Source organism: Paenibacillus sp. FSL W7-1279 (assembly GCF_037969845.1).
In the GTDB taxonomy this organism is placed as follows: Bacteria; Bacillota; Bacilli; order Paenibacillales; family Paenibacillaceae; genus Paenibacillus_AQ.
Genome location: NZ_CP150215.1, coordinates 5084533 through 5103230 on the forward strand (window position 1 = coordinate 5084533; position 18698 = coordinate 5103230).

18 protein-coding genes are annotated in these 18698 nt (G+C 48.7%); 3 read left to right on the forward strand and 15 right to left on the reverse strand.

Annotated elements, in window-relative coordinates:
- Positions 1 to 21 precede the first annotated feature (21 nt).
- From MKY82_RS22855 to MKY82_RS22910, 12 genes are all read right to left on the reverse strand, one after another.
- Complete coding sequence (locus MKY82_RS22855; protein ID WP_339294417.1) at positions 22 to 2142, reverse strand: ADP-ribosylglycohydrolase family protein; 2121 nt, start codon at positions 2140 to 2142, stop codon at positions 22 to 24.
- Positions 2143 to 2203: 61 nt separating this feature from the next.
- The gene (locus MKY82_RS22860; protein ID WP_339294418.1) at positions 2204 to 3358 is read right to left on the reverse strand and encodes an ADP-ribosylglycohydrolase family protein; all 1155 of its coding nucleotides are present in this window, start codon (positions 3356 to 3358) and stop codon (positions 2204 to 2206) included.
- A gap of 13 nt (positions 3359 to 3371) precedes the next feature.
- The gene (locus MKY82_RS22865; RefSeq protein WP_339218470.1) at positions 3372 to 4865 is read right to left on the reverse strand and encodes an extracellular solute-binding protein; all 1494 of its coding nucleotides are present in this window, start codon (positions 4863 to 4865) and stop codon (positions 3372 to 3374) included.
- 71 nt (positions 4866 to 4936) lie between these two features.
- Positions 4937 to 5809 carry a carbohydrate ABC transporter permease gene (locus tag MKY82_RS22870; RefSeq protein ID WP_339218472.1) on the reverse strand — a complete coding sequence of 291 codons (873 nt, stop codon included), beginning with the start codon at positions 5807 to 5809 and terminating at the stop codon, positions 4937 to 4939.
- 15 nt (positions 5810 to 5824) lie between these two features.
- On the reverse strand, positions 5825 to 6718 hold the full coding sequence (locus MKY82_RS22875) for an ABC transporter permease subunit (protein WP_071219970.1): 894 nt from the start codon (positions 6716 to 6718) through the stop codon (positions 5825 to 5827).
- Between the two features lie 3 nt (positions 6719 to 6721).
- On the reverse strand, positions 6722 to 7048 hold the full coding sequence (locus tag MKY82_RS22880; RefSeq protein ID WP_194543659.1) for a DUF4387 domain-containing protein: 327 nt from the start codon (positions 7046 to 7048) through the stop codon (positions 6722 to 6724).
- Positions 7049 to 7061: 13 nt separating this feature from the next.
- Entirely contained in the window at positions 7062 to 8411 is a 1350-nt protein-coding gene (locus tag MKY82_RS22885) for an acyclic terpene utilization AtuA family protein (protein ID WP_339218475.1), read from the reverse strand.
- Positions 8412 to 8501: 90 nt separating this feature from the next.
- Positions 8502 to 9200: a FadR/GntR family transcriptional regulator gene (locus MKY82_RS22890; RefSeq protein WP_113057336.1), complete on the reverse strand. Its 699-nt coding sequence runs from the start codon at positions 9198 to 9200 to the stop codon at positions 8502 to 8504.
- A gap of 337 nt (positions 9201 to 9537) precedes the next feature.
- A complete protein-coding gene (locus tag MKY82_RS22895; protein WP_339218477.1) occupies positions 9538 to 9831 on the reverse strand; it encodes a hypothetical protein in 294 nt (97 codons plus the stop codon).
- Positions 9832 to 9879: 48 nt separating this feature from the next.
- The gene (locus MKY82_RS22900; RefSeq protein WP_071219965.1) at positions 9880 to 10671 is read right to left on the reverse strand and encodes a lipid II flippase Amj family protein; all 792 of its coding nucleotides are present in this window, start codon (positions 10669 to 10671) and stop codon (positions 9880 to 9882) included.
- Between the two features lie 102 nt (positions 10672 to 10773).
- On the reverse strand, positions 10774 to 11361 hold the full coding sequence (locus MKY82_RS22905; RefSeq protein ID WP_339294419.1) for a hypothetical protein: 588 nt from the start codon (positions 11359 to 11361) through the stop codon (positions 10774 to 10776).
- Complete coding sequence (locus MKY82_RS22910; RefSeq protein ID WP_339294420.1) at positions 11354 to 12436, reverse strand: Gfo/Idh/MocA family oxidoreductase; 1083 nt, start codon at positions 12434 to 12436, stop codon at positions 11354 to 11356. Before MKY82_RS22910 ends, MKY82_RS22905 begins: the two co-directional genes overlap by 8 nt.
- Before the next feature lie 377 nt (positions 12437 to 12813).
- Between MKY82_RS22910 and MKY82_RS22915 the strand changes: the two genes are divergently transcribed.
- Genes MKY82_RS22915 through MKY82_RS22925 form a run of 3 tightly spaced genes read left to right on the forward strand, consistent with a single transcriptional unit; the run spans position 12814 to position 16666 of the window.
- Positions 12814 to 14352: a spore germination protein gene (locus MKY82_RS22915; protein ID WP_339294421.1), complete on the forward strand. Its 1539-nt coding sequence runs from the start codon at positions 12814 to 12816 to the stop codon at positions 14350 to 14352.
- A gap of 26 nt (positions 14353 to 14378) precedes the next feature.
- Positions 14379 to 15470, forward strand: coding sequence for a spore germination protein (locus tag MKY82_RS22920; RefSeq protein ID WP_339294422.1), 1092 nt, complete (start codon positions 14379 to 14381; stop codon positions 15468 to 15470).
- Positions 15467 to 16666, forward strand: a complete 1200-nt coding sequence (locus MKY82_RS22925; protein ID WP_194543666.1) for a Ger(x)C family spore germination protein — start codon at positions 15467 to 15469, stop codon at positions 16664 to 16666. The genes MKY82_RS22920 and MKY82_RS22925 overlap by 4 nt, the downstream gene beginning before the upstream one ends.
- Here the strand turns inward: MKY82_RS22925 and MKY82_RS22930 are convergent.
- The 3 genes from MKY82_RS22930 to MKY82_RS22940 all read right to left on the reverse strand — a co-directional run bounded on the left by MKY82_RS22930 (position 16645) and on the right by MKY82_RS22940 (position 18660).
- Entirely contained in the window at positions 16645 to 17073 is a 429-nt protein-coding gene (locus MKY82_RS22930; protein WP_339294423.1) for a GNAT family N-acetyltransferase, read from the reverse strand. The genes MKY82_RS22925 and MKY82_RS22930 overlap by 22 nt on opposite strands.
- 13 nt (positions 17074 to 17086) lie before the next feature.
- The gene (locus tag MKY82_RS22935) at positions 17087 to 17461 is read right to left on the reverse strand and encodes a sensory rhodopsin transducer (protein WP_194543668.1); all 375 of its coding nucleotides are present in this window, start codon (positions 17459 to 17461) and stop codon (positions 17087 to 17089) included.
- 101 nt (positions 17462 to 17562) lie between these two features.
- Positions 17563 to 18660 (reverse strand): rhamnogalacturonan acetylesterase, encoded by a 1098-nt coding sequence (locus MKY82_RS22940; protein WP_339296704.1) that lies wholly within the window; start codon positions 18658 to 18660, stop codon positions 17563 to 17565.
- Between the last annotated feature and the right edge of the window lie 38 nt (positions 18661 to 18698).

Below are 18698 nucleotides of genomic sequence, written 5' to 3' on the forward strand. Positions count from 1 at the left end.
GATAATCCGCTCCCTTCTCTCTTATACCGACTTCGGCTCTGATGTACGAACACGAACATCCTTGATCTCATTCTCGCCGTCATCCAAGCAGCCAAAGCCGAACATGCCATGTCCATAAGCGGTTTCCTTGCATTCCAGCACATTCTCTCCATTAATATACAAGATGAACCGATCCTTCTCGGACACCAGCTTCAGGCGGTATTCTTGACCCAATGCCCAATCGTATCTTGCAGTAATCAGACGCTTGATCCCGAAATCCTGTTTGATAAACGATACGGAATTGGGCCCGTCGAACCCGGCCAGATAATGACGCATGACGCCCTGCGCTCTTGTAATCAGACAATGGCTGGTGCCGGATATCGGTTTGATGGTCGCTTCAATCTCCATATCTTCAGCATAGTAATTGCCGGAATAGGACGAGGTATCTCCTTGCGATGTACAATGCATCGTTCCATCACGCAGCTCCCATGTTCCTCGATGATGCGAGAATGGCGTGATCGAAGCGAATTCTTTGGCTTGCTTGGCAAAATCGATCGTATAATCCGCAGCTCCCGTGATGCGGAATTGCCCGACGAACAAACTTCCGATGGCACGATTCAATAGCGGCGACGTGCTCTCGAGTATCCAGCCGATCTCATCAATCATGGCACCTTCCGTATCCGGAATGACGAATTGAACAGCGTTCCACTCTCCGCACACGGGAGTAAACGCAGCCATACGCACGTCCTCCTGCGTATAGGTATTGCGTACATACGGAGTCAAGGTAATTGGTTCGCCTTCCCACTGATCCACATAAATGTGGGCGGATACGGTCTGCCCGCTGTAGGCCAGAGGGGCAAAGGTCGGCTTATATTTCTCATCGTTAAACTCCGCCCGGCGATAGAACGGTTTATAGTAGATCTTGCTGCTGTCCCCTTCCACCAGTCTGTCAAAAACCACTTCCAGCGATCCTCTGCTATCATAAACATGTTTCGTCGAATGGCGAACGACCGGCGTTTTGAAGGCATGGCTCGTCCGGAATCCATGCGTAGACCCCGGCAGGTCGAAATCGAAATACACCTCGCCCTGCCTCACCCGACGTGCCAGCTCTTCAGGTGCTTTCTCTCCGTTGAGGCGATAGCCAAGCAGTGCAAGCTCTTTGGCGAATGTCGGAAAATCCACCAAATTCAAATAGCCAGACACGCTGGAAGCCACGATGAAGTCATTGATCGGCTTGCGGTAATGTTCGGGAATACCCGCCAGACCTCTGTAAACACCGAGGATCGTTCCCACATTGCCTGCATTGCAATCGGTGTCCCAGCCGCACATCGACGCGATCTCAACCGTGCGCGCATAATCTCCCTCGCCATACAGAAGGGCAAGCACGCACACACCCGCATTCGGGATAATATGGCATACGCCCGTATATTTATCGTATCCCCAATGGTCCTCCAAGTACTGGCGGCAAGCGCGGAAATCCGAGGGCTGCTCCAGGTGGAAGTCCATGACGGTGTGGACCACGCGCGCATAGGTGGAATCATCCGGAATCATGCGCAGGCCTTCCGCAATAATCTCATCCATGGACGAAGCATCAAAGGCTTTGGCGATGCAAGCAGCCATGAAGCGGGCACCATACAGCCCGTTGCCGTCGTGGGAGACGCTGGCCGCTTTTTCCGCGTAATCCGCTGCTTTCTCCGCCTGACCCGGGAAAAGCAGGCCCCAGGAATCGATGAAGATCTGGCCGCCGATCTGCTCCGCCATCTCCGTGCCGTTGACCTCGATCGAGCCTGAACGAGGAGCCGGAATGCCTTTGCGCAAATTCACATAGGCGCGGTGCTCGGTGCTGATATCCTCACCGCCCCACCAGAACATGCCGATCCCTTCCCTTGCGTAATTAAGCCATGCTTTGCCCACATCCTCCGGCTCAAGCTCACGATCTGTCGCATCGTCATAGAGCGCGCGGATAAAGAAAACCGGACCGTTGGCGTCATCGTCGGCGGCAAAGGTTGTATACGGCTTCACGTAATCCCGTATATCGCCGTAGACGTCCCGAATGCGTTCATACGTCCAAGCCACCGGTTCGATGGGAGCACCGAGCCTTATGCCAATGTTCATACCGATGAATCCCGCATATACCGTCTCTACATAATGTCTAGGTATCATTTGCTCTCCCTCCTATTTTAAGCATTTTCTCTATCCGTTGTGGTTCTTATTGCTGTTAAAGCTAACGACTCACTATGGCCTTCCGAGACTCATTGATGCGAATATCCTCCTCAATGATCTTCAAGGCTATGCCGCTGAACCGGTCGGCGATAGCGCACAGGTCCAAGCGGTTCACCTTATTCAACTGCTTAATATCTTCCTTGCGGATAACCTCGCTGCCATACATGGCGCCCAGGATCACCCCAGCCATGACGCCGATCGAGTCGGTGTCACGTCCGGAGTTAACCCCGTCCAGAATCGAACGATAGTAATCACCGTCATTGAGAACGATAAACGCCAGTGCCATCGGCAGCTCTTCAATTGACCATAGGCGGCTGGGCGTATAATGGTTGCTCGGGATGCCAACCTTGTCGATGTGGCGGCTCACGTCATCGCCCATCGGCGAATATTTAAGCATGATCGCTTGAAACACTTCGATCACTTTGTCCATGTCATCCCGCTGATGCCGCATTTCGCGGGCAGCTTGCGTCATTTCCACAATGGCGGCTTTCGTGCCGTCTTTCGCCAGGCTGATGGCAGTGCGGACAATATCGTCCACACTCACCCCCGGCTCAAACGCCTTCGCCACGCAAGCGGCCAGAACGCCCGCGGCTTCCAGGCCGTAACTGCTCTGGTGACCCATCGCAAACAGGATGGCTTCATCATAAGCCGCCTTTGGATTGCCCGCATTGACGATCCCGATCGGGGCGATGTACATCGCCGCCCCGCAGTTCACCATATTCCCGATGCCGCCTTCTCTCGGATCGCAGTTGGCCAGCACATGGCGCATGAAGATATATTTTTCCGGATAGAACAACCGGTCAATGATCAACGTTTCCTCATTCAGCTCAGGGACAAACGTCTTGCGGAACGCGATCTCCTTCACGAATTCATTGCCCATATCATAGGCATCCAGATGCCTGCCCTCGGTAAGATACACGTTCATGAGCGCAATGGTCATCAGCGTATCGTCCGTGACAATGCCATCGCCTCTTACACGGCCAAGCCGAGCGTCGGGGGGCAGATCCATCTTATGCCATCTTGTCATGAGGGATTCCACGCGTCCGTACTTGGACATGATCTCCCCGTACGTCAATTTCTCGATTGGAGCTCCCATTGCGTCTCCGAGCGCGGTGGATATCACCACGCCCCTCACCCGGTCACGAAATGAAGTCATAGTTATAGGCTCCTTACTTGATGTTTTCGTTGGCGTATTTCGTTATCTCTGCCCCGCCTGCAGCATTCCAGGCTTCAACGAATTGGTCGAATTGGGACAAGTCCTTCTTGCCTGTAATAAAATCCGTCGAATATTCCTTGTACAGATTGTTCATCGCGTCCCAGTTCGAAATGAATTGCTCAGGGATGATGAAATTATTGTCTTCCGTGTAGAATTCGCCAGCCATTTTCAACGATTCGGTTCCAGGCTCACCCAATAGCGGCGTTTTCAAAGGCGTTTCGGATTGGATCTCGGTCGGTTCCCAGAAACGCGCATACCATTCGCTGTAGTATTTCTCGTTCAGCTCGATTTCGCCGTCAACCACCTTGTAATGCTCCTCTTCGAAACCGAGGCGGTCCAGCATTTGCCCCTTCGGACTTGCAAGGTAATCGAATACCTTGAACGCTACGTCTTTATGCGGAGATTGCGAGGAGATCGCAAGTCCTCTGGATTCCTTCGTAACATCGGTGGCCCCGAAGCCTTGAGCCTCGCCTTTAGCAGGCGGGAGCACGATCAGATTGGCGTCATCTCCGCCGAGTTCCTGCATTCTTCCGTCATACAAATCGATGATTTTGCCGGCTGTGCCCGTAATAATGGCAGCCTCACCTTTATAGAAGGCGTCTTCCTTCGTATCCCACTGCTTCGTAATGAATTGCGGGTCCAGCAGCCCTTCCTTGTAGAGCTTGTTGTAGAACGTCAGCTTTTCTTTCTCCTTCTGGGAAACCTTGGAGTACTCATACGTTCCGTCTTCCTTCTTAAGCCAAGTCGTATCTAAACCGAAAGCCGTATTGAAAATAAAGTTAATCTCAGCAATATCGCCTGCTGCCGTCAGCGCATAACTCGGCTTGCCTTCACCCGGCTTCTTCTCCACCAGTTCCTTGAAGAAGGCATAATAATTGTCGACGGTCGGGTTCTCCATCAGGGCCTTGGAGCTATCCATGGCATTAAACCAGTCGGCCCGGATGACCGGGGTCTTCGGGGCGAGCGGTTTGATCCACAGCAGATACGGATAGCTTGCCATCCGCGTTTGGTTATGCGGCTCGATGATATCTTTAATGTAAGTGGATTTTTCAATGTAAGGCGTCAGATCCTCCAGCAGGCCTTGTTCGGCAATTTGCTGGTCGCCGCCCTGGAAGTAGATGATATCCGGAATGGTTCCGCCTAACAACAGCAGATTCAGGTTCTCGGCATAACTGCCCTGTGCCAGATCAACAAGTTCGAATTTCACGTTCAATCCTTCGTCTTCGGCCAGGGATTTCTCCAAGGTCTCGAAGAATTTAACCGAAACAGGGTTCGCCGTTCCTTCATCCTTATACACGATCTTCAATGTAACGGGATCACCGCTCCCATCCGGCTGGGTAGTCCCGGGTTCAGTTTGGCTCGCTCCCGGCGTGTTTGATTTCGATGTGCATGCCGACATGACCATAACCAGCATGGCAACGACGAGTAAAAGGCTTAATTTTTTCATGTTCATCTTTCTCCCCTTTTTATGAATTTGAACATTTATGCCTTATAAATAAGCTGACTTCGCCTTCCCGCTTAATCCTTCACTCCGCCCTCCAGTTCGCCTTTGGCGTAATATTTCAAAATGAACGGATATAGGAATAACAGCGGCACAATCGCAATCATGATCGTACCTGCCTGCAGGGAAGCAAAATCAAAGTTGATCGAGCTGTCGAACATGTTCTGGTTGCCGATCAGGGACGTATTGTCCTTGCGGACAACGAATTGTCTAAGCACGACCTGCAGCGGCCATTTGGTCGGGTCCGAAATGTAGAGCGTCGCTCTGAAATATTCATTCCAATGGTACACTCCGTAAAACAAGCCCAAGGTCGCCAGCCCCGGTTTGGACAGCGGCAGTATGATTCGGCTGTATAAGCGGAAATGACCTGCGCCATCGATTCGGGATGCCTCCAGAATCTCCTCCGGTATGTCCTGGATGAACCGCATGAGAATAAAGAGATAGTACACGTTGATCGCTTTGTACAGGATCAGTGATGTTAGCGTATTCATCAGTCCGAGGTCCTTTACCAGCAGGTATTCTGGGATCATGCCCGGCTCAAACACCATAATGACGATCAGAAAAAACAACACGACCTTTTTACCGATAAATTCGGTTCTGGCCAGCACGTACGCCGCCATGGAGGTTAGCAGCAGATTCAGGAATGTGCCTGCTACGGTAATCCATACGGAATTCAGAATACTGCCTGTAATCAAGGGATTGGACATTAACAGTTGGTAATTGATTGTTGAGAATCCCTTCGGAAAGATGTCCAGTCCACCCATTAGATGGGCTTTGCCGGGATCGGTTAAGGACAGCGCCAGCAGATTCAGGAGAGGAACCAATACCATGAGCGTAAACACGAACAACATGAGATAAATGACGATTTTGGATATTTCCAGCCGTCTCACCTTTAAATCCCTCCTTTACCAGACGCCCTTGCCCGAGAAGCGCTTCGATATGAAATGCGTGCCCAGGATGAGGATGATACCGATCACGCCCTTGAACAGACTCGCTGCAGTTGCGTAGGCAAACTGTCCGTTCCCGATACCGATTCGGTACACATATGTGTCCAGAATATCCACCACACTGATGATGGAATCGTTCATAAAGTTAAACACCTGATCAAAACCAGCATTCATGAAGAAGCCCAGATTCAGAATGAAGACGGTTACAACTGTACTGTATAAATGAGGAAGCGTAATGAACCTCATCTGCTGCAGCCGGGTCGCCCCGTCCATCTTGGCTGCTTCATACAATCCTGGGCTGATCTTCATGATGGCTGCCAGATAAATGATCGAATCCCAGCCGGCGCTTCTCCAAATTTCGGAGAATACGAGCACCCAACGGATATGCTCCTTGCTGGTCATATAATCCACGGATGGCAGTTGAAAGAAATTCGCTATCAGATTGACTCCGCCTTCGGCAGGGTTCAAGAGACTGATCCAGATTCCGGCAATGACGACCCAGGACAGGAAATGTGGCAGATAGACCACGGATTGCACATATTTGCGGTATTTCGTGCTCCGAACTTCATTAATCAGAAGCGACAGCATGATCGGAATCGGGAACACGAATACGATTTTCATCAAGCTGATGATAATGGTATTCTGCAGCACGCTTGTGAAGGCGGGCGAGCTGAACAGCGTTTTGAAGTGCTTCCACCCGACCCAGACATGATCCCCGAGAATCCGGTAATCCTGAAAGGCGAGTTTCATGCCGTACAGCGGAATGATGTGAAAGATAAAAAAGTAGAGCAGAGGCAGCGACAGCATCGCGTACAGTACCCAATCCTGCCTTAATCGCCTTAATACCTTCATGGCTTACCCCTCCTCCAGATGTTCAATGGATAGTTTCATGAGGGGAGCATGCTGCTGGGCACCGTACACGTCGCGATCGCCGACACTGCCCGACGATATGTCCCGCGACATCGTGATTTTGAAACCCAGCGCCTGGTCGAAAAATACCAAATGATGAATCTGCTCCTCCCGTATCTGATACAGCTCGCATATCGTCCGTTTCGTAATGACGCCGGACTGTTTCACTCTGTCATACTGCTCCTTGGAATCAAACAACACGTCTAATGTAATTTCGAAGGGTCCCGAGTTTTTGCTTCGCAGCACTTTCGCTAAATCGCCGAGTTCTGTCATGGTTTGATCCTCCTTATCGATGCTCTATACGAAAAGCATTATTTTTCATTTCCATCAGGTGATAGACGGAGAACTCATACACAGGACCGAACTCGATATCGCTTGGCGCGAATGGAAATGCCAGATTGCCTGCTGTTGATTTCCGGCCTTCATAGCCATAATGCAGGAAGGTGGAGCGCACCGTCGCGCAGATGCTGTTCGCCAATTCCTGCGTCTTGGCCACCACTTCGAACATGACGCCGACCTCATGTCCGGCAAAAGACTCAGGCTCCTTGCTTCCGAGAACACCATTCTTGCCGTAGTTGTAAAATTGGATCCGATAATCCGATTCCGGAATTTCCCGGTAATATTCGCGCGCCTGGTTGCGCACATATTCCTCAACCTCTTCCAGCTTCCCGATCAAGAGCGGATCCCGGATCCCGGCCACCACGAAGGTCCGATACGCTACGCGTCTTGCTCCTTCCAGCTTGATGAAATATTTCTCCGCCGGAAGGAAACGGCTGCCCGTCACGCGAACGATGCCTTTCTCCACTTCCTCGAAGCGGCAGTTCTCCAAATCGAGGGTAAAGCCGGGGCCGTGCAGAATAAACGGATGTTCCTTCTCATAAAAGGTATGGGCCGCAACACTGGTCGGGCTGCACGTCCGGCTCGGGTTAAGCGATTGAACGGTAAACGAATGGTCGCTGATCGTGCCAAGAATGCTGTCTTTGGTGGTTCCCGGTTCCGCGCACAATGCGCCGCATTCCAATATTTTGCCCAGATGATAGGACAGCCCCGGGTCCTTGCCGTGATAGATCCCGATCGCCGCGAAAGGCGAAGGATCATACGCCCGGCCGCAGACGATGATGTCCACACCTTGTTGAAGCGCTTCCACAATAGGCTCGTGTCCCATCTGGGCAACGATGCTGTTGGTGGAGTCAATCAACTCACTGGTGAGCGGCGGAATATTCGGACTTAGTGCCTTAATCCGCCCTTCTTCCTTCGCCTGATGGATTTCCTCCCGGGTGAAGTCGGCCCATATGACGGACACCTTGGCCTGAAGCCCCCGCTCATCCAAAATCTCATCAATGATATCCAGCGTCCAGTTCACATGGGTCCGTGCCCCCGAGCCCCCGGCCGAGCCGATGATGATCGGAATTTTCCGGGGCAAACCGTTTGTGAGCATAATGTCCAGATCCTTCTTGACCGCCCGCTTGCTGACGATCGATACGCCGGCGCCCAGCTTGTGCGGTCCCCCATCCGTGGAGCCCGCATCAACGACGATGCCGTGCAGCTCGAACTCCAGTCCGTTCCGAAAGGATTGTTCAGGAAATCCATATCCCAGCATGCCGCAGGGTGATAGAATTCGAATGTCTGTATTCATCTGCAGTCCCTCTCTACCAACATATTCACCCATGACCATTGGATAATTGGATTATCCAATTTGTGCTAAAAGGGGTGCCTTTCTCCCCTCTTAAACATGAATGTAGTTTTTCTGTATGTTTTCTTTAACCCTTCTGAGATGGTTCAGCAAAGCCAGCTTCGCTTTTACCGGGTCACGTTCCTTAATGGCTTGCAAAATAAGTAAATGTTCTTCGTAGACCTCGCTCTTGCGACCCGGAATCTGAGCGGTTTTGCTCAGTGTCCGCTGCAGCAAATCCATATGCAATTCAATCATATTGACGAGGACAACGTTATGCGTGGCTTTCGCAATCGACAAGTGGAATGCTTGATCCGGCTTCGATCGATCCTCCGCGTTCTGATCGATCTCCCCCCAAGTCGCGAAGGCTGCCTCAATCTCGGCGATATCCTCATCGGTTGCGCGCTTTGCCGCCAGCTCCACAATTCCGGTCTCAAACAATTCGCGCGCCTCTAACAACTCAATGATGGTTGCGCGTTCGATATTATCCAGAATACGGCTGCGATCCTCGGCAACATCCAGTGCCTTGCTCAGGAAACGCCCGCCTCCGGGTCTGGCTTCTATCAGTCCTTCGCGCTCCAGAATGCGGAAAGCTTCCCGCAACGTCCCGCGGCTAATGCCAAACGATTGGGCCAGCTCCCGCTCTGTCGGAAGAACGTCACCCGGGGTCAGATTTCCTTCCAGAATCAAATTCTTGATCTGTTCGATGACATCCTCGTACACCCGATGATATTTAATCTTCTTAATGGTCATTTGACTACCCTCTCTATCCCTACTTGCGCAAACGATAATTGGGTGACCCAATTAACCGCATGTTTAGCATAAACGCATCCGAAAAGGCTGTCAAGCATAAAAACAGCGCTTACATAGCCGTTTTAAGGGTCTGTCAGCATCTAATATACAGATACACCGGATAATTGGGTGACCCAATCAACTTCTTCTTGTTCTCTTTCTCCACACCTTTTATTATGGATTACTTCCGATATGCGTAAGGTCTATAATCCAACATCGACTATATAGTTCAAAACAAATAACCCTGGCTTGGATAGGAATCCATGACAGGGTTTATGCTCACCTAGAAAATCCAACGTTAGGATTGCGGTCTTCGTTTTGCCAACATCCATCTAACACTTCCATATAAGCAACCTAATCCAATAAAGCCTCCAATTGCGGATATGATAAACCATTCGCTAGTCCGCTCGATTACTCCAAAAGCTACCTGAGTCTGGAGGGATTCCGATTGTTCATATTGCCTGGTCAAATCCAGATCCCGCACATATCTCTGTGTTAGCACCATGCCTTGCAGCACCATAAATACAAAATAGCCGATATATATCGCTGCAGCAAACATCACGGATTCCATCACTACACGTTTACGCGTCATAACGATTCTTCCTCTCTCCTTCTGGTGTTCATGCAACAATCACAGTCCTTATATCCACTTCACAATCTCGCTGATTACATAAGCGGCTGGAATGATCACGAGCTGTGCCAGCATGGTCCCAAAAAACCTTGAAACCATCAGCATCGTATATACTTTGCCAAGCTGATCCCTCGCTTCCTCGTTCCGAGTCGCCTTATCGGTAATCAAACCAAGCTGGGGATCAATAAATATCGTTAAAATAATGGTCGCGATTCCGTTGATTAACCCGGATGCCTGAGATGCTGTGGTGCTGTACTGAGGAATGAGGTGAGCTGCATACAGGGATGACAGGACACCTACGGTGTAAAAAGCCGTAACCACAATATTCAGGATAATAAACCGTTTAGGTACTCCTAAGTAACGAAACTGACTCCATTTCAAGTTGGGTTTTCTTATGTAATGCCTTGTGTTCTTAAGCTGTCCAATGGTCACACTGGATACCAGCTTCGGAATCGATCCGGCGACCTCCAGCTTGCTGATGACTCTGCTGAACAGATTGACAAAGGTGGGAAACAATGCGATTGCAACAATGGTTCCGATCGAGGCGGCTAACAGAATCGCCCTGAAATAAGAGAGCACATCAAATGAAGGATCCAACTTGGCATAATCAACAAACTTGGCTGTCAGCGGAGCTTGAACTAAGTTGGACGTTCGGGAAACCAGCACAATAATCCCCGTCAACGATAATGCAACAGCGATCTTGTTTAGCTTCACTCCGGCATACCTTGCGGAGTACGACAAGGTTTCGGCCGTATGAATAATCATCGTCAGCACAAACACAACGATCAAGCTCTGTAGCATAGAGGGTTCCTCCCCACCTGATGTTCAGGTCAAACACCGTACCCAATATTGTGGCAATGGGTCTGCAAGCTCTCTGCCCACTCTTTATATCTATCCGATTTACTACCGGATTAGTACGTGCCCTCCCTGCTCTTCCAGCATCAAAGCCGTCCGGCTATAAATCTGGTGCAGCTGCTGGCGGGTTATGAGACTGGCTTTATGTTCAAACGTTACATGAAACTGTGAATTGCGATCTGCAAGATACCGCATATAAGCGTGGGCATCTCCGTAATTCACATCATGATCATGCTCCGGCAGGACAGGCAGGTGATGCGTGAACTTGTCCTCATCATAAAATACGTTGCTGTAATGGACCAAATATACCCGGGATGCCATCCGATCCAGAAAATGATACGGGTCAAACCCGCGAAAGGCCCTGCGGGTAATATCAAGTCTGGCTGTATCCAGCACAAACCCGATGTCAGGATAATCGTGAAAGCTATCTACAAACACATCCTCGTAATCACCAAAAAAATCATGCTCCAGTACAATGCGCTGCCCGTAGCGGAGCTGCAGCTCACAAAGAAACTCAAATAACCGCTTGGAAATGTCCCGGAATTTTGTTTTGCTCAATTGGTTGTAACTATAACGATGTGCGGAATCGGGAAGTCTCGGATACGGAGTAAAGGGCTTTACCTTCCTATTACCCATTTCGAATCATGGATCCATAATCAACGCTGACTCGGCTGTGTGTAACGGACGAAAGACGAATCGCATCCAGAACAGCTTGTACCTTGTGGCCATCCTCAAAATTCGGCATATTCAGCAATAATCGGTTTGCAGTTATGCTCTGATATATGCCGTCTATCATCTGATAGAAACCGTTATAATAGAGCACTGCCGGGGCTTCCAGGTTAGCCGGCGGGTCAAACGGATCCATCGGGATAGATTCATACGCCCCGCCGAAGCTGCATTCGAGGGTATGATCATTTCGCATCACCAGCGTCCCCTTCGTCCCGTAGATCTCTAACGTCCAGCCCGCTCCGCGGATTCCCGGAAAAAATACATCCGCAAGGAAAGAAGCTCCGCCCTTAAAACACCCTGTGAAGGTAAAGGCATCCTCAGCATCCCTAAGCTCAAGCCCTGCATCTCCGTTATAGGCCGGAACCTGGGTTCTCAGGTCGCCGTACACTTCCGTAATTTCTTCGTCCATCCACCACAAGAGGGAATCTACCATATGCGAACCGATCGCAAACAGGAATCCACCACCATCCTCGCTGCGCGCTTCCCATCCCCGGTAAGAATTAGACAGTACGGAGTGGCCGGAAAAGCTCCCTGTATATTTGATATGCTGTATGTCTCCGAGTTCTTTACCTTGCAGCATGTGCTTGATTCGTTGCCGAATCGGTGTCCATCTCCATTGAAAATTAACGAAAGCTTGTCGATCCACCTGTTCTGACGCTCTCCACATCTGTAACGTTTGCTCCGTATTCATGCCCAGAGGCTTCTCCGTCAGGACATGATAGCCGGACTGGAGGGCGAGCATCGTCATTTCATAATGATGGACGGGCGCCGATACAATCGATACCAGATCTAACGGTTCACTCTCCAGCATGTCACGCCAGTTCCTGTAATACGGAATTCCATTCCACGAGCGGTCCTCCGTGCGCTGTCGATGCACACTGGCAATGGATTTCACCTCCATCCCCGGGTGCAGTTGAAGAATGGGAGCATGAACAGTACCGCCAAATCCGGTCCCTATGATCCCTACCGACAATGTCTTCATCTTATGGTAACCTCCCAACGTACATCGAGCTACCTGCCTGATGCTATTTTAACATTATTTCCCTCCCGCGTATCCAGTGTCTTTGGTCAAGCCAATCTTTCCAATAATCCTTAGTTCGACTCCTGCGTAGTCGTCGAGTATTAAGTTTAAACGGTTGTTGCTTAGATAATAATGGCATTATAGAGACTTACGCTTAAATGGCGCTAATGCTGTCATAACAGGGGGATTAACATGTGGAGAATGGTGCTTTCCTACCTTCCGGATTGGAAGGTCTTTATGCAGGGTTTTATCGCATTTATGGTTCCATATATAATCTCAAGGTTTTTTAAATGGGTTCATAACTCAAAGGAAGACTGAAGAAATGGCGGGGTTCAACCATGAAACAACATGACCATGACAACAACAAAACATTGGATCCTGCTGAAACCTCAACAAACCGTTTTTCGGGGAACTTCGCCTTGGATCTTGAACTGGTAAGAACTAAGATCGGCCATAACTCGGATGTGCAATTTAGGGAGTTTTACATTGGAGGCACAGGCATTGGTGCGGCCATCATTTACGTAGACGGACTGTCGGATAAAGAGCTCATCGACCAGCACATTATGAAATCGCTTATGGTGAGCTTCTCCGAAAAAAACAATCAGGATCCATCTCTTGTGCAAGGGGTCCTCTCTAAAGAGTTGATTAAAAATCAAGTTCTTACCATTAGTGAAGTAACAGAAACACAACATGTTAATGACTTAACGTCCAAGATATTGACAGGTTCGACTGCACTGTTAGTGGATGGATTGCAGCATGTGCTCATTCTTGGTACGACCAAAGGGAAATCGCGCAGTATTGAAGAACCGTCTTCTGAACCATTGGTTAGAGGCCCACGGGTAGGTTTCACAGAATCGTTACGTGATAATACCGCTCTTTTACGACAGCATGGTGACAACAACAACTTATCCATCATTAAGTTTCAAGTAGGGCAAAGTTCAAAAAAAGAACTTGTCATCGCTTATATCACAGATATGGCTGATCCTGCTTTGGTGGAAGAGGTCCAGAAAAGAATCCAAAAAATAAATATAGATGATGTACCGGAATCAGGCTATGTAGAACAGCTGATCGAGGATAATTACCTTAGTCCTTTTACCCAAGTACAGAATACGGAGCGTCCCGACCGCGTTTACAGTGCCTTGATGGAAGGACGAGTAGCGATCTTGTTAGATGGGACGCCTTTCGCTTTGATCGTTCCAATTTCATTTAGTATGATGCTGCACTCACCAGAGGATTATTATGATCGTTGGTTACCTACATTTCTCATCCGCCTGTTGCGTTATTTTGCGGCTTTTATATCGCTATTTGGACCCTCATTGTATATTTCGTTTGTATCATTTCACCAAGGATTGATCCCAACCAAACTGGCCTTGTCGATCATGGGCACGAGGGAAGGCGTACCGTTTCCCGCACTCATCGAAGCACTGATCATGGAAGTAGCAATCGAAATTTTGCGGGAAGGTGGGCTGCGATTACCTAAACCCATTGGTCCGGCCATGGGGATCGTTGGTGGTCTGGTGATAGGAGAAGCAGCCGTACAAGCGGGAATTGTGAGTCCAATTATGGTGATCGTGGTGGCGTTAACCGCCATTTCTTCCTTTGCCATCCCTCAATACAGCGCTGGAATTACGTTTCGTATGCTTCGTTTTATAGCCATGTTTTTCGCTGCAGTGTTTGGATTATACGGGGTCGTTCTGTTTTTCCTTTTCTTTTGCAGCCATTTAGTAAGGTTGGAGAGTTTTGGTGTTCCCTTTGTCACCCCTATCGTTCCATATCGAGTAAGTGATTGGAAAGACTTTATGATTCGTATGCCACTCGTGAAGATGAAACGCCGTCGGGAGGCGATACACCGGAAAGACTCCATCCGTAAAGGCTAGCTCTCTAAGAAAGGAAATAACCCAACATGATAGGTAGTTCAAAAGAACAAATTACGAATTCGCAAGCAGCGGTGATCCTCGTCAACTATATTCTTGCTGCCGGGATTCTAACCCTACCGCGAACATCTGTGGAGAAAGTGAAAACACCGGATGTTTGGATTACTGTGATTTTGGGCGGGATGATCGCGATGATCGTAGCGTTGATCATCGTGAAATTAAACCAGCGATTCCCCGGAAAAACCTTTTATCAATATAACCAGGAAATTGTAGGTAAATGGATGGGCGGGTTCCTCAGTTTACTTGTTATCGGCTACTTTTTTACCATTTCTGCCTATGAAGTCAGAACAATGGCAGAAGTAACCGGCCTTTTTTTGCTGGAAGGCACCCCCACCTGGGCCATCATTCTGCCTTTCATGTGGATAGGTCTCTATCTGATCATTGGCGGAATCAATACGCTCGCCCGTCTGTTTGAAATCATATTCCCTATTACGATCGTCATTTTTCTACTGGTTGCCTTTTTGAGCTTAGGCATATTTGAGATCGATAATCTCCGTCCTGTATTAGGATTGGGAATTGGCCCCATGCTAAAAGGAATAAAGACAACCGTTCTCGCATTTTTAGGTTCTGAAGTTATGCTGCTTCTTGTTGCGTTTATGCAAAAGCCGGACAAAGCCGTAAAAGTTGTTCTAATCGGTGTTTCCATCCCTCTGCTCTTTTACGTCATCACCGTTGTCATGGTTATCGGAGCCCTGTCGATCGATGGGGTGGTCACGAGTACATGGCCTACCCTTGAGCTTATGCGAAGTTTTGAAATCCCCGGATTGATCTTTGAACGATTTGAATCTTTGCTGCTTGTGATATGGATTATGCAAATATTCACCACATTCACCATTACCTACTATGCAGCTGCTTTAGGAATGGCGCAGCTCTTCAAAAAGAAGATTCATCCCTTTATTTATGGCTTGATTCCGATTATTTACATCATTGCGATGATTCCAAAAAATATCAATGACCTCTTTAAACTTGGGGATATCATCGGCAATATCGCATTAATATTATTTGCTGTACTGCCATTAATCTTACTTGTAGTATCAAGACTGAGAGGTGGAAAAGCTTGAAGCACATCACGATACGGATCCTCTTGAGTGCACTGTTGGTTTTTATACTCCTGCCCCTTACAGGATGTTGGAGCAATAAAGAAATTGAAGATTTAGCCCTCATTGTAGGCACTTCAATGGATTTGGAAAAACAGGAAGGTGCTCAGGAAGAGTCAGCGGGACAACCAGGCGGTCAGCCTCACCGGAATCGAATTACGATAACCAATCAATTTGTTACCTCAGAGACTACAGGAAAAGGAACAAAAACAGGATCATCACCACAAAAAGCTTACAATAACGTTTCTGAAACAGGAGATGCGATCCTGCCGACTTTGCGTAATATGGTATTAAGAATCGACAAGCGCGCCTTTGCCGAGCATTCAAAAGTGATTATCATTGGAGAGGATCTTGCACGTACCCTGGATATGCAAAAGATTTTGGATTTTTATATTAGGGAACAGGAGATGAGACCAAGCGGACTCCTTCTTATCGCTCAAAACCGTGCGAGTCAAACGCTAGAATCGAACAAGCCAATGGATATTCCAGCGTTTCAACTCGTTGAAATGACACACGGTCACGGAAGAACAACCAAAATTCTGCCTCCTACTACAATTACCAAGATAGAGGGGAAGCTGCATGCGGGGGCCAGCTTTCTTTTGCAAAATATCGTGTCGACGAAAGGAGAAATAAAATTCGCCGGAGCTGCCGTCATTGAAGGGAAAACTAAAAAACTGCGCGGCTTTTTGAATGAAAAGGACTTGGAAGGCTTAACGTGGATATTCGGAAATGGGAAAGGCGGTTTGGTAAAAAGCGTTGATAGGAAGACGGGGCAGCCAATTATATACGAAGTGTTATCCTTGAAAAGTAAAATTAAACCTCATGTTAATGGGAATAACATCTCGTTTGATATAAAAATCGAGTCTGAAGGAAGAATCGCCGAGCATTGGGTGGTTTCAGAGAATTCCATTGAAACTGAATTTTTGAAAAGAACGGAAAAAGCTATTGAAGAAGAGGTGGAGCGTTTAGTTGACAACGTACTCAATAAACTTCAACATGAATACAAAACGGACGTTGCCGGCTTCGGAAACCAATTGAGAATTAAATATCCTCGTATATGGAAAACAACCAAAAAAGATTGGGATCAAATATTTAGTGAGGTTCCGATTAAGTCTGAGGTGAAAATAACGATCAAAGATTACGGAACGTCCGATGAATGAGTTCGCTGTATATCCTTCTTCATCCCAATGGTAAATCGCTGAAAACCCAGCTTCTCATAATATGGTTCCAGCCCTTCTTCACACATCAGTTGCGGGAAGACCCGGGACTTCTCGCAATGTTCAACCAATCGATGGAGGATCTGTCGGCCTATCCCCTTGGACTGATAATCCGGATGTACGCCTAGTCCGCATATAACGCCGGTGATCACCCCATCGGAAATCACCCGCCCCATACCCACCAGTGTTTGTCCTTCATATGCATAGTTGGCATACCAGCTCTGCAAACACATGGTTTTCAATTCGGTGACGGATAGACGAATAGAGTTCCAGTCAAGCGAAGCATACAATGCTTCCAGTTGACGAAAATCCTCAGGCGGCTCTGAGGTATATATGATATCCCCTACCATTCAATCACCTTCCTTAGGATCGGGTTACCGGATACGCCATGACACTCATCAACGCATTCTCGGGCTGAGTCGAATCGAGACGGCTGTATTGAACAAATACGGGTGCACTGCTCGTAACTTCCATGGCATAAGGAATACCTGAAGGAATACCTTCCCCGCCGTCCGTTTGAAGCGTGCTCGTTCGTATATGTTTGGTTCTTCTAGCTGGTACGATGGTTTCCATTCCCAGCAACGGATCACGATCCTCGAAGTAAGCATGAATCGTAACCACAACGTCCTGCTCGGATAAGTTCAAGACACAGACGGATTCATGACTGGTTAGTTCTCCGCTGCTTTCAGGAGGGATATACCCATCCGGAATAATCCAATGTTTTTCACCTTTTGACATGTGTTTCACTCCTCACAACTCATAATTTAAGAAATTTGAATAGATACTAGATTCGCGATCAACGCAGAAAGTTCCTTTAATCCACGTTCCGACTCATCATGCTAGCGTAGAAACAGTGACAACGGCTGGAGTCCAAGTGCCTTCAAGCCGTCAACCACCATACCGGCCAATCGGGCCGCACCGCGCTCTTGAAAATGAGTGTTGTCCTTAACGCCCTGTGGAAACAGAAGAAATTCCCCTGGCCTCCCCCACATAAACACGGATTTGGTCCCTTCGGGACCCAGCTGGTTAAAATACTCCAAACTCAGCGCCGCCAAATCGACCAAGGGAATATGCTCCTCCTGCGCCAGTTCGCGCACCGCCGTGATATAATCGCCATGCGTGTCCTCCAATAGCCCCTTACTATCAAAATAGCGACGATGAACGGGCGTTACCAGGATCGGCGTCGCCAGTTTCTCCCGGCAAACATCCACGTATTTCTTTAAAAATTCCTTGTATGTCGAAAAAGGCTCCGTATGCCTCTCCTCATCCCGCTTTTGGTCGTTATGGCCAAACTGAATCAGCATATAATCATGAGGCTTCATCTTCTCACGTATTTGCTCCAATAATCCCTCCGTAATAAAGCTCTTGGAGCTTCGGCCGGAACGAGCATAATTGCTCACAACCGCATCCGCTTTAATATAAGCGGGCAGCATTTGCCCCCACCCAGCATAGGGATAACCGTCCGCAGGCTGGTTCGTTACGGTTGAATCCCCTGCCAAAAACAAGTTGCAAGCATGTGGCGCAGGTGCCACTTCCATTGCATTAATCCGGGGAGCCCGGCCCGAGAAGGTCAGTACGATTTTACCTTGGACGGCCGGCACCGTGATGCTAAATCGTTCAAAGTGGCCTGCCGGTATACGTTTCCCGTCCAGCAGCCTCTGACCTTCCGTTCCATGAATCGAGGTTTCGGTATCAAACCAGGCATCACCGATCAGCAGATGCAGGGTGTACAGACCATCGATCACATCGACTTGAAACGCAGCATTCAGCGGTATGATAAAATCTCCCGTTAATGCCTCTTCCCCCGCCCGCTTCAAGGCAGAGACGTTGGATAAGGAAAGGAATCCGTAGCCAATGTCAGGATTATATAAGGTTTCAGCGTTTATTTTGATATGTTCTTGGCCCGGCGTTCCCGTGCCAAAATCGAATTTATACATCCATTGCAACGTACTTCACCTCTTCCGGTTGAATTTCA

Bases quoted from the DNA above. Each gene is read 5' to 3' on its own strand.
- MKY82_RS22855 (WP_339294417.1), bottom strand. From the start codon at position 2,142: ATGATACCTAGACATTATGTAGAGACGGTATATGCGGGATTCATCGGT.
- MKY82_RS22860 (WP_339294418.1), bottom strand. From the start codon at position 3,358: ATGACTTCATTTCGTGACCGGGTGAGGGGCGTGGTGATATCCACCGCG.
- MKY82_RS22865 (WP_339218470.1), bottom strand. From the start codon at position 4,865: ATGAAAAAATTAAGCCTTTTACTCGTCGTTGCCATGCTGGTTATGGTC.
- MKY82_RS22875 (WP_071219970.1), bottom strand. From the start codon at position 6,718: ATGAAGGTATTAAGGCGATTAAGGCAGGATTGGGTACTGTACGCGATG.
- MKY82_RS22880 (WP_194543659.1), bottom strand. From the start codon at position 7,048: ATGACAGAACTCGGCGATTTAGCGAAAGTGCTGCGAAGCAAAAACTCG.
- MKY82_RS22885 (WP_339218475.1), bottom strand. From the start codon at position 8,411: ATGAATACAGACATTCGAATTCTATCACCCTGCGGCATGCTGGGATAT.
- MKY82_RS22890 (WP_113057336.1), bottom strand. From the start codon at position 9,200: ATGACCATTAAGAAGATTAAATATCATCGGGTGTACGAGGATGTCATC.
- MKY82_RS22895 (WP_339218477.1), bottom strand. From the start codon at position 9,831: ATGACGCGTAAACGTGTAGTGATGGAATCCGTGATGTTTGCTGCAGCG.
- MKY82_RS22900 (WP_071219965.1), bottom strand. From the start codon at position 10,671: ATGCTACAGAGCTTGATCGTTGTGTTTGTGCTGACGATGATTATTCAT.
- MKY82_RS22905 (WP_339294419.1), bottom strand. From the start codon at position 11,361: ATGGGTAATAGGAAGGTAAAGCCCTTTACTCCGTATCCGAGACTTCCC.
- MKY82_RS22910 (WP_339294420.1), bottom strand. From the start codon at position 12,436: ATGAAGACATTGTCGGTAGGGATCATAGGGACCGGATTTGGCGGTACT.
- MKY82_RS22915 (WP_339294421.1), top strand. From the start codon at position 12,814: ATGAAACAACATGACCATGACAACAACAAAACATTGGATCCTGCTGAA.
- MKY82_RS22920 (WP_339294422.1), top strand. From the start codon at position 14,379: ATGATAGGTAGTTCAAAAGAACAAATTACGAATTCGCAAGCAGCGGTG.
- MKY82_RS22930 (WP_339294423.1), bottom strand. From the start codon at position 17,073: ATGGTAGGGGATATCATATATACCTCAGAGCCGCCTGAGGATTTTCGT.
- MKY82_RS22935 (WP_194543668.1), bottom strand. From the start codon at position 17,461: ATGTCAAAAGGTGAAAAACATTGGATTATTCCGGATGGGTATATCCCT.
- MKY82_RS22940 (WP_339296704.1), bottom strand. From the start codon at position 18,660: ATGTATAAATTCGATTTTGGCACGGGAACGCCGGGCCAAGAACATATC.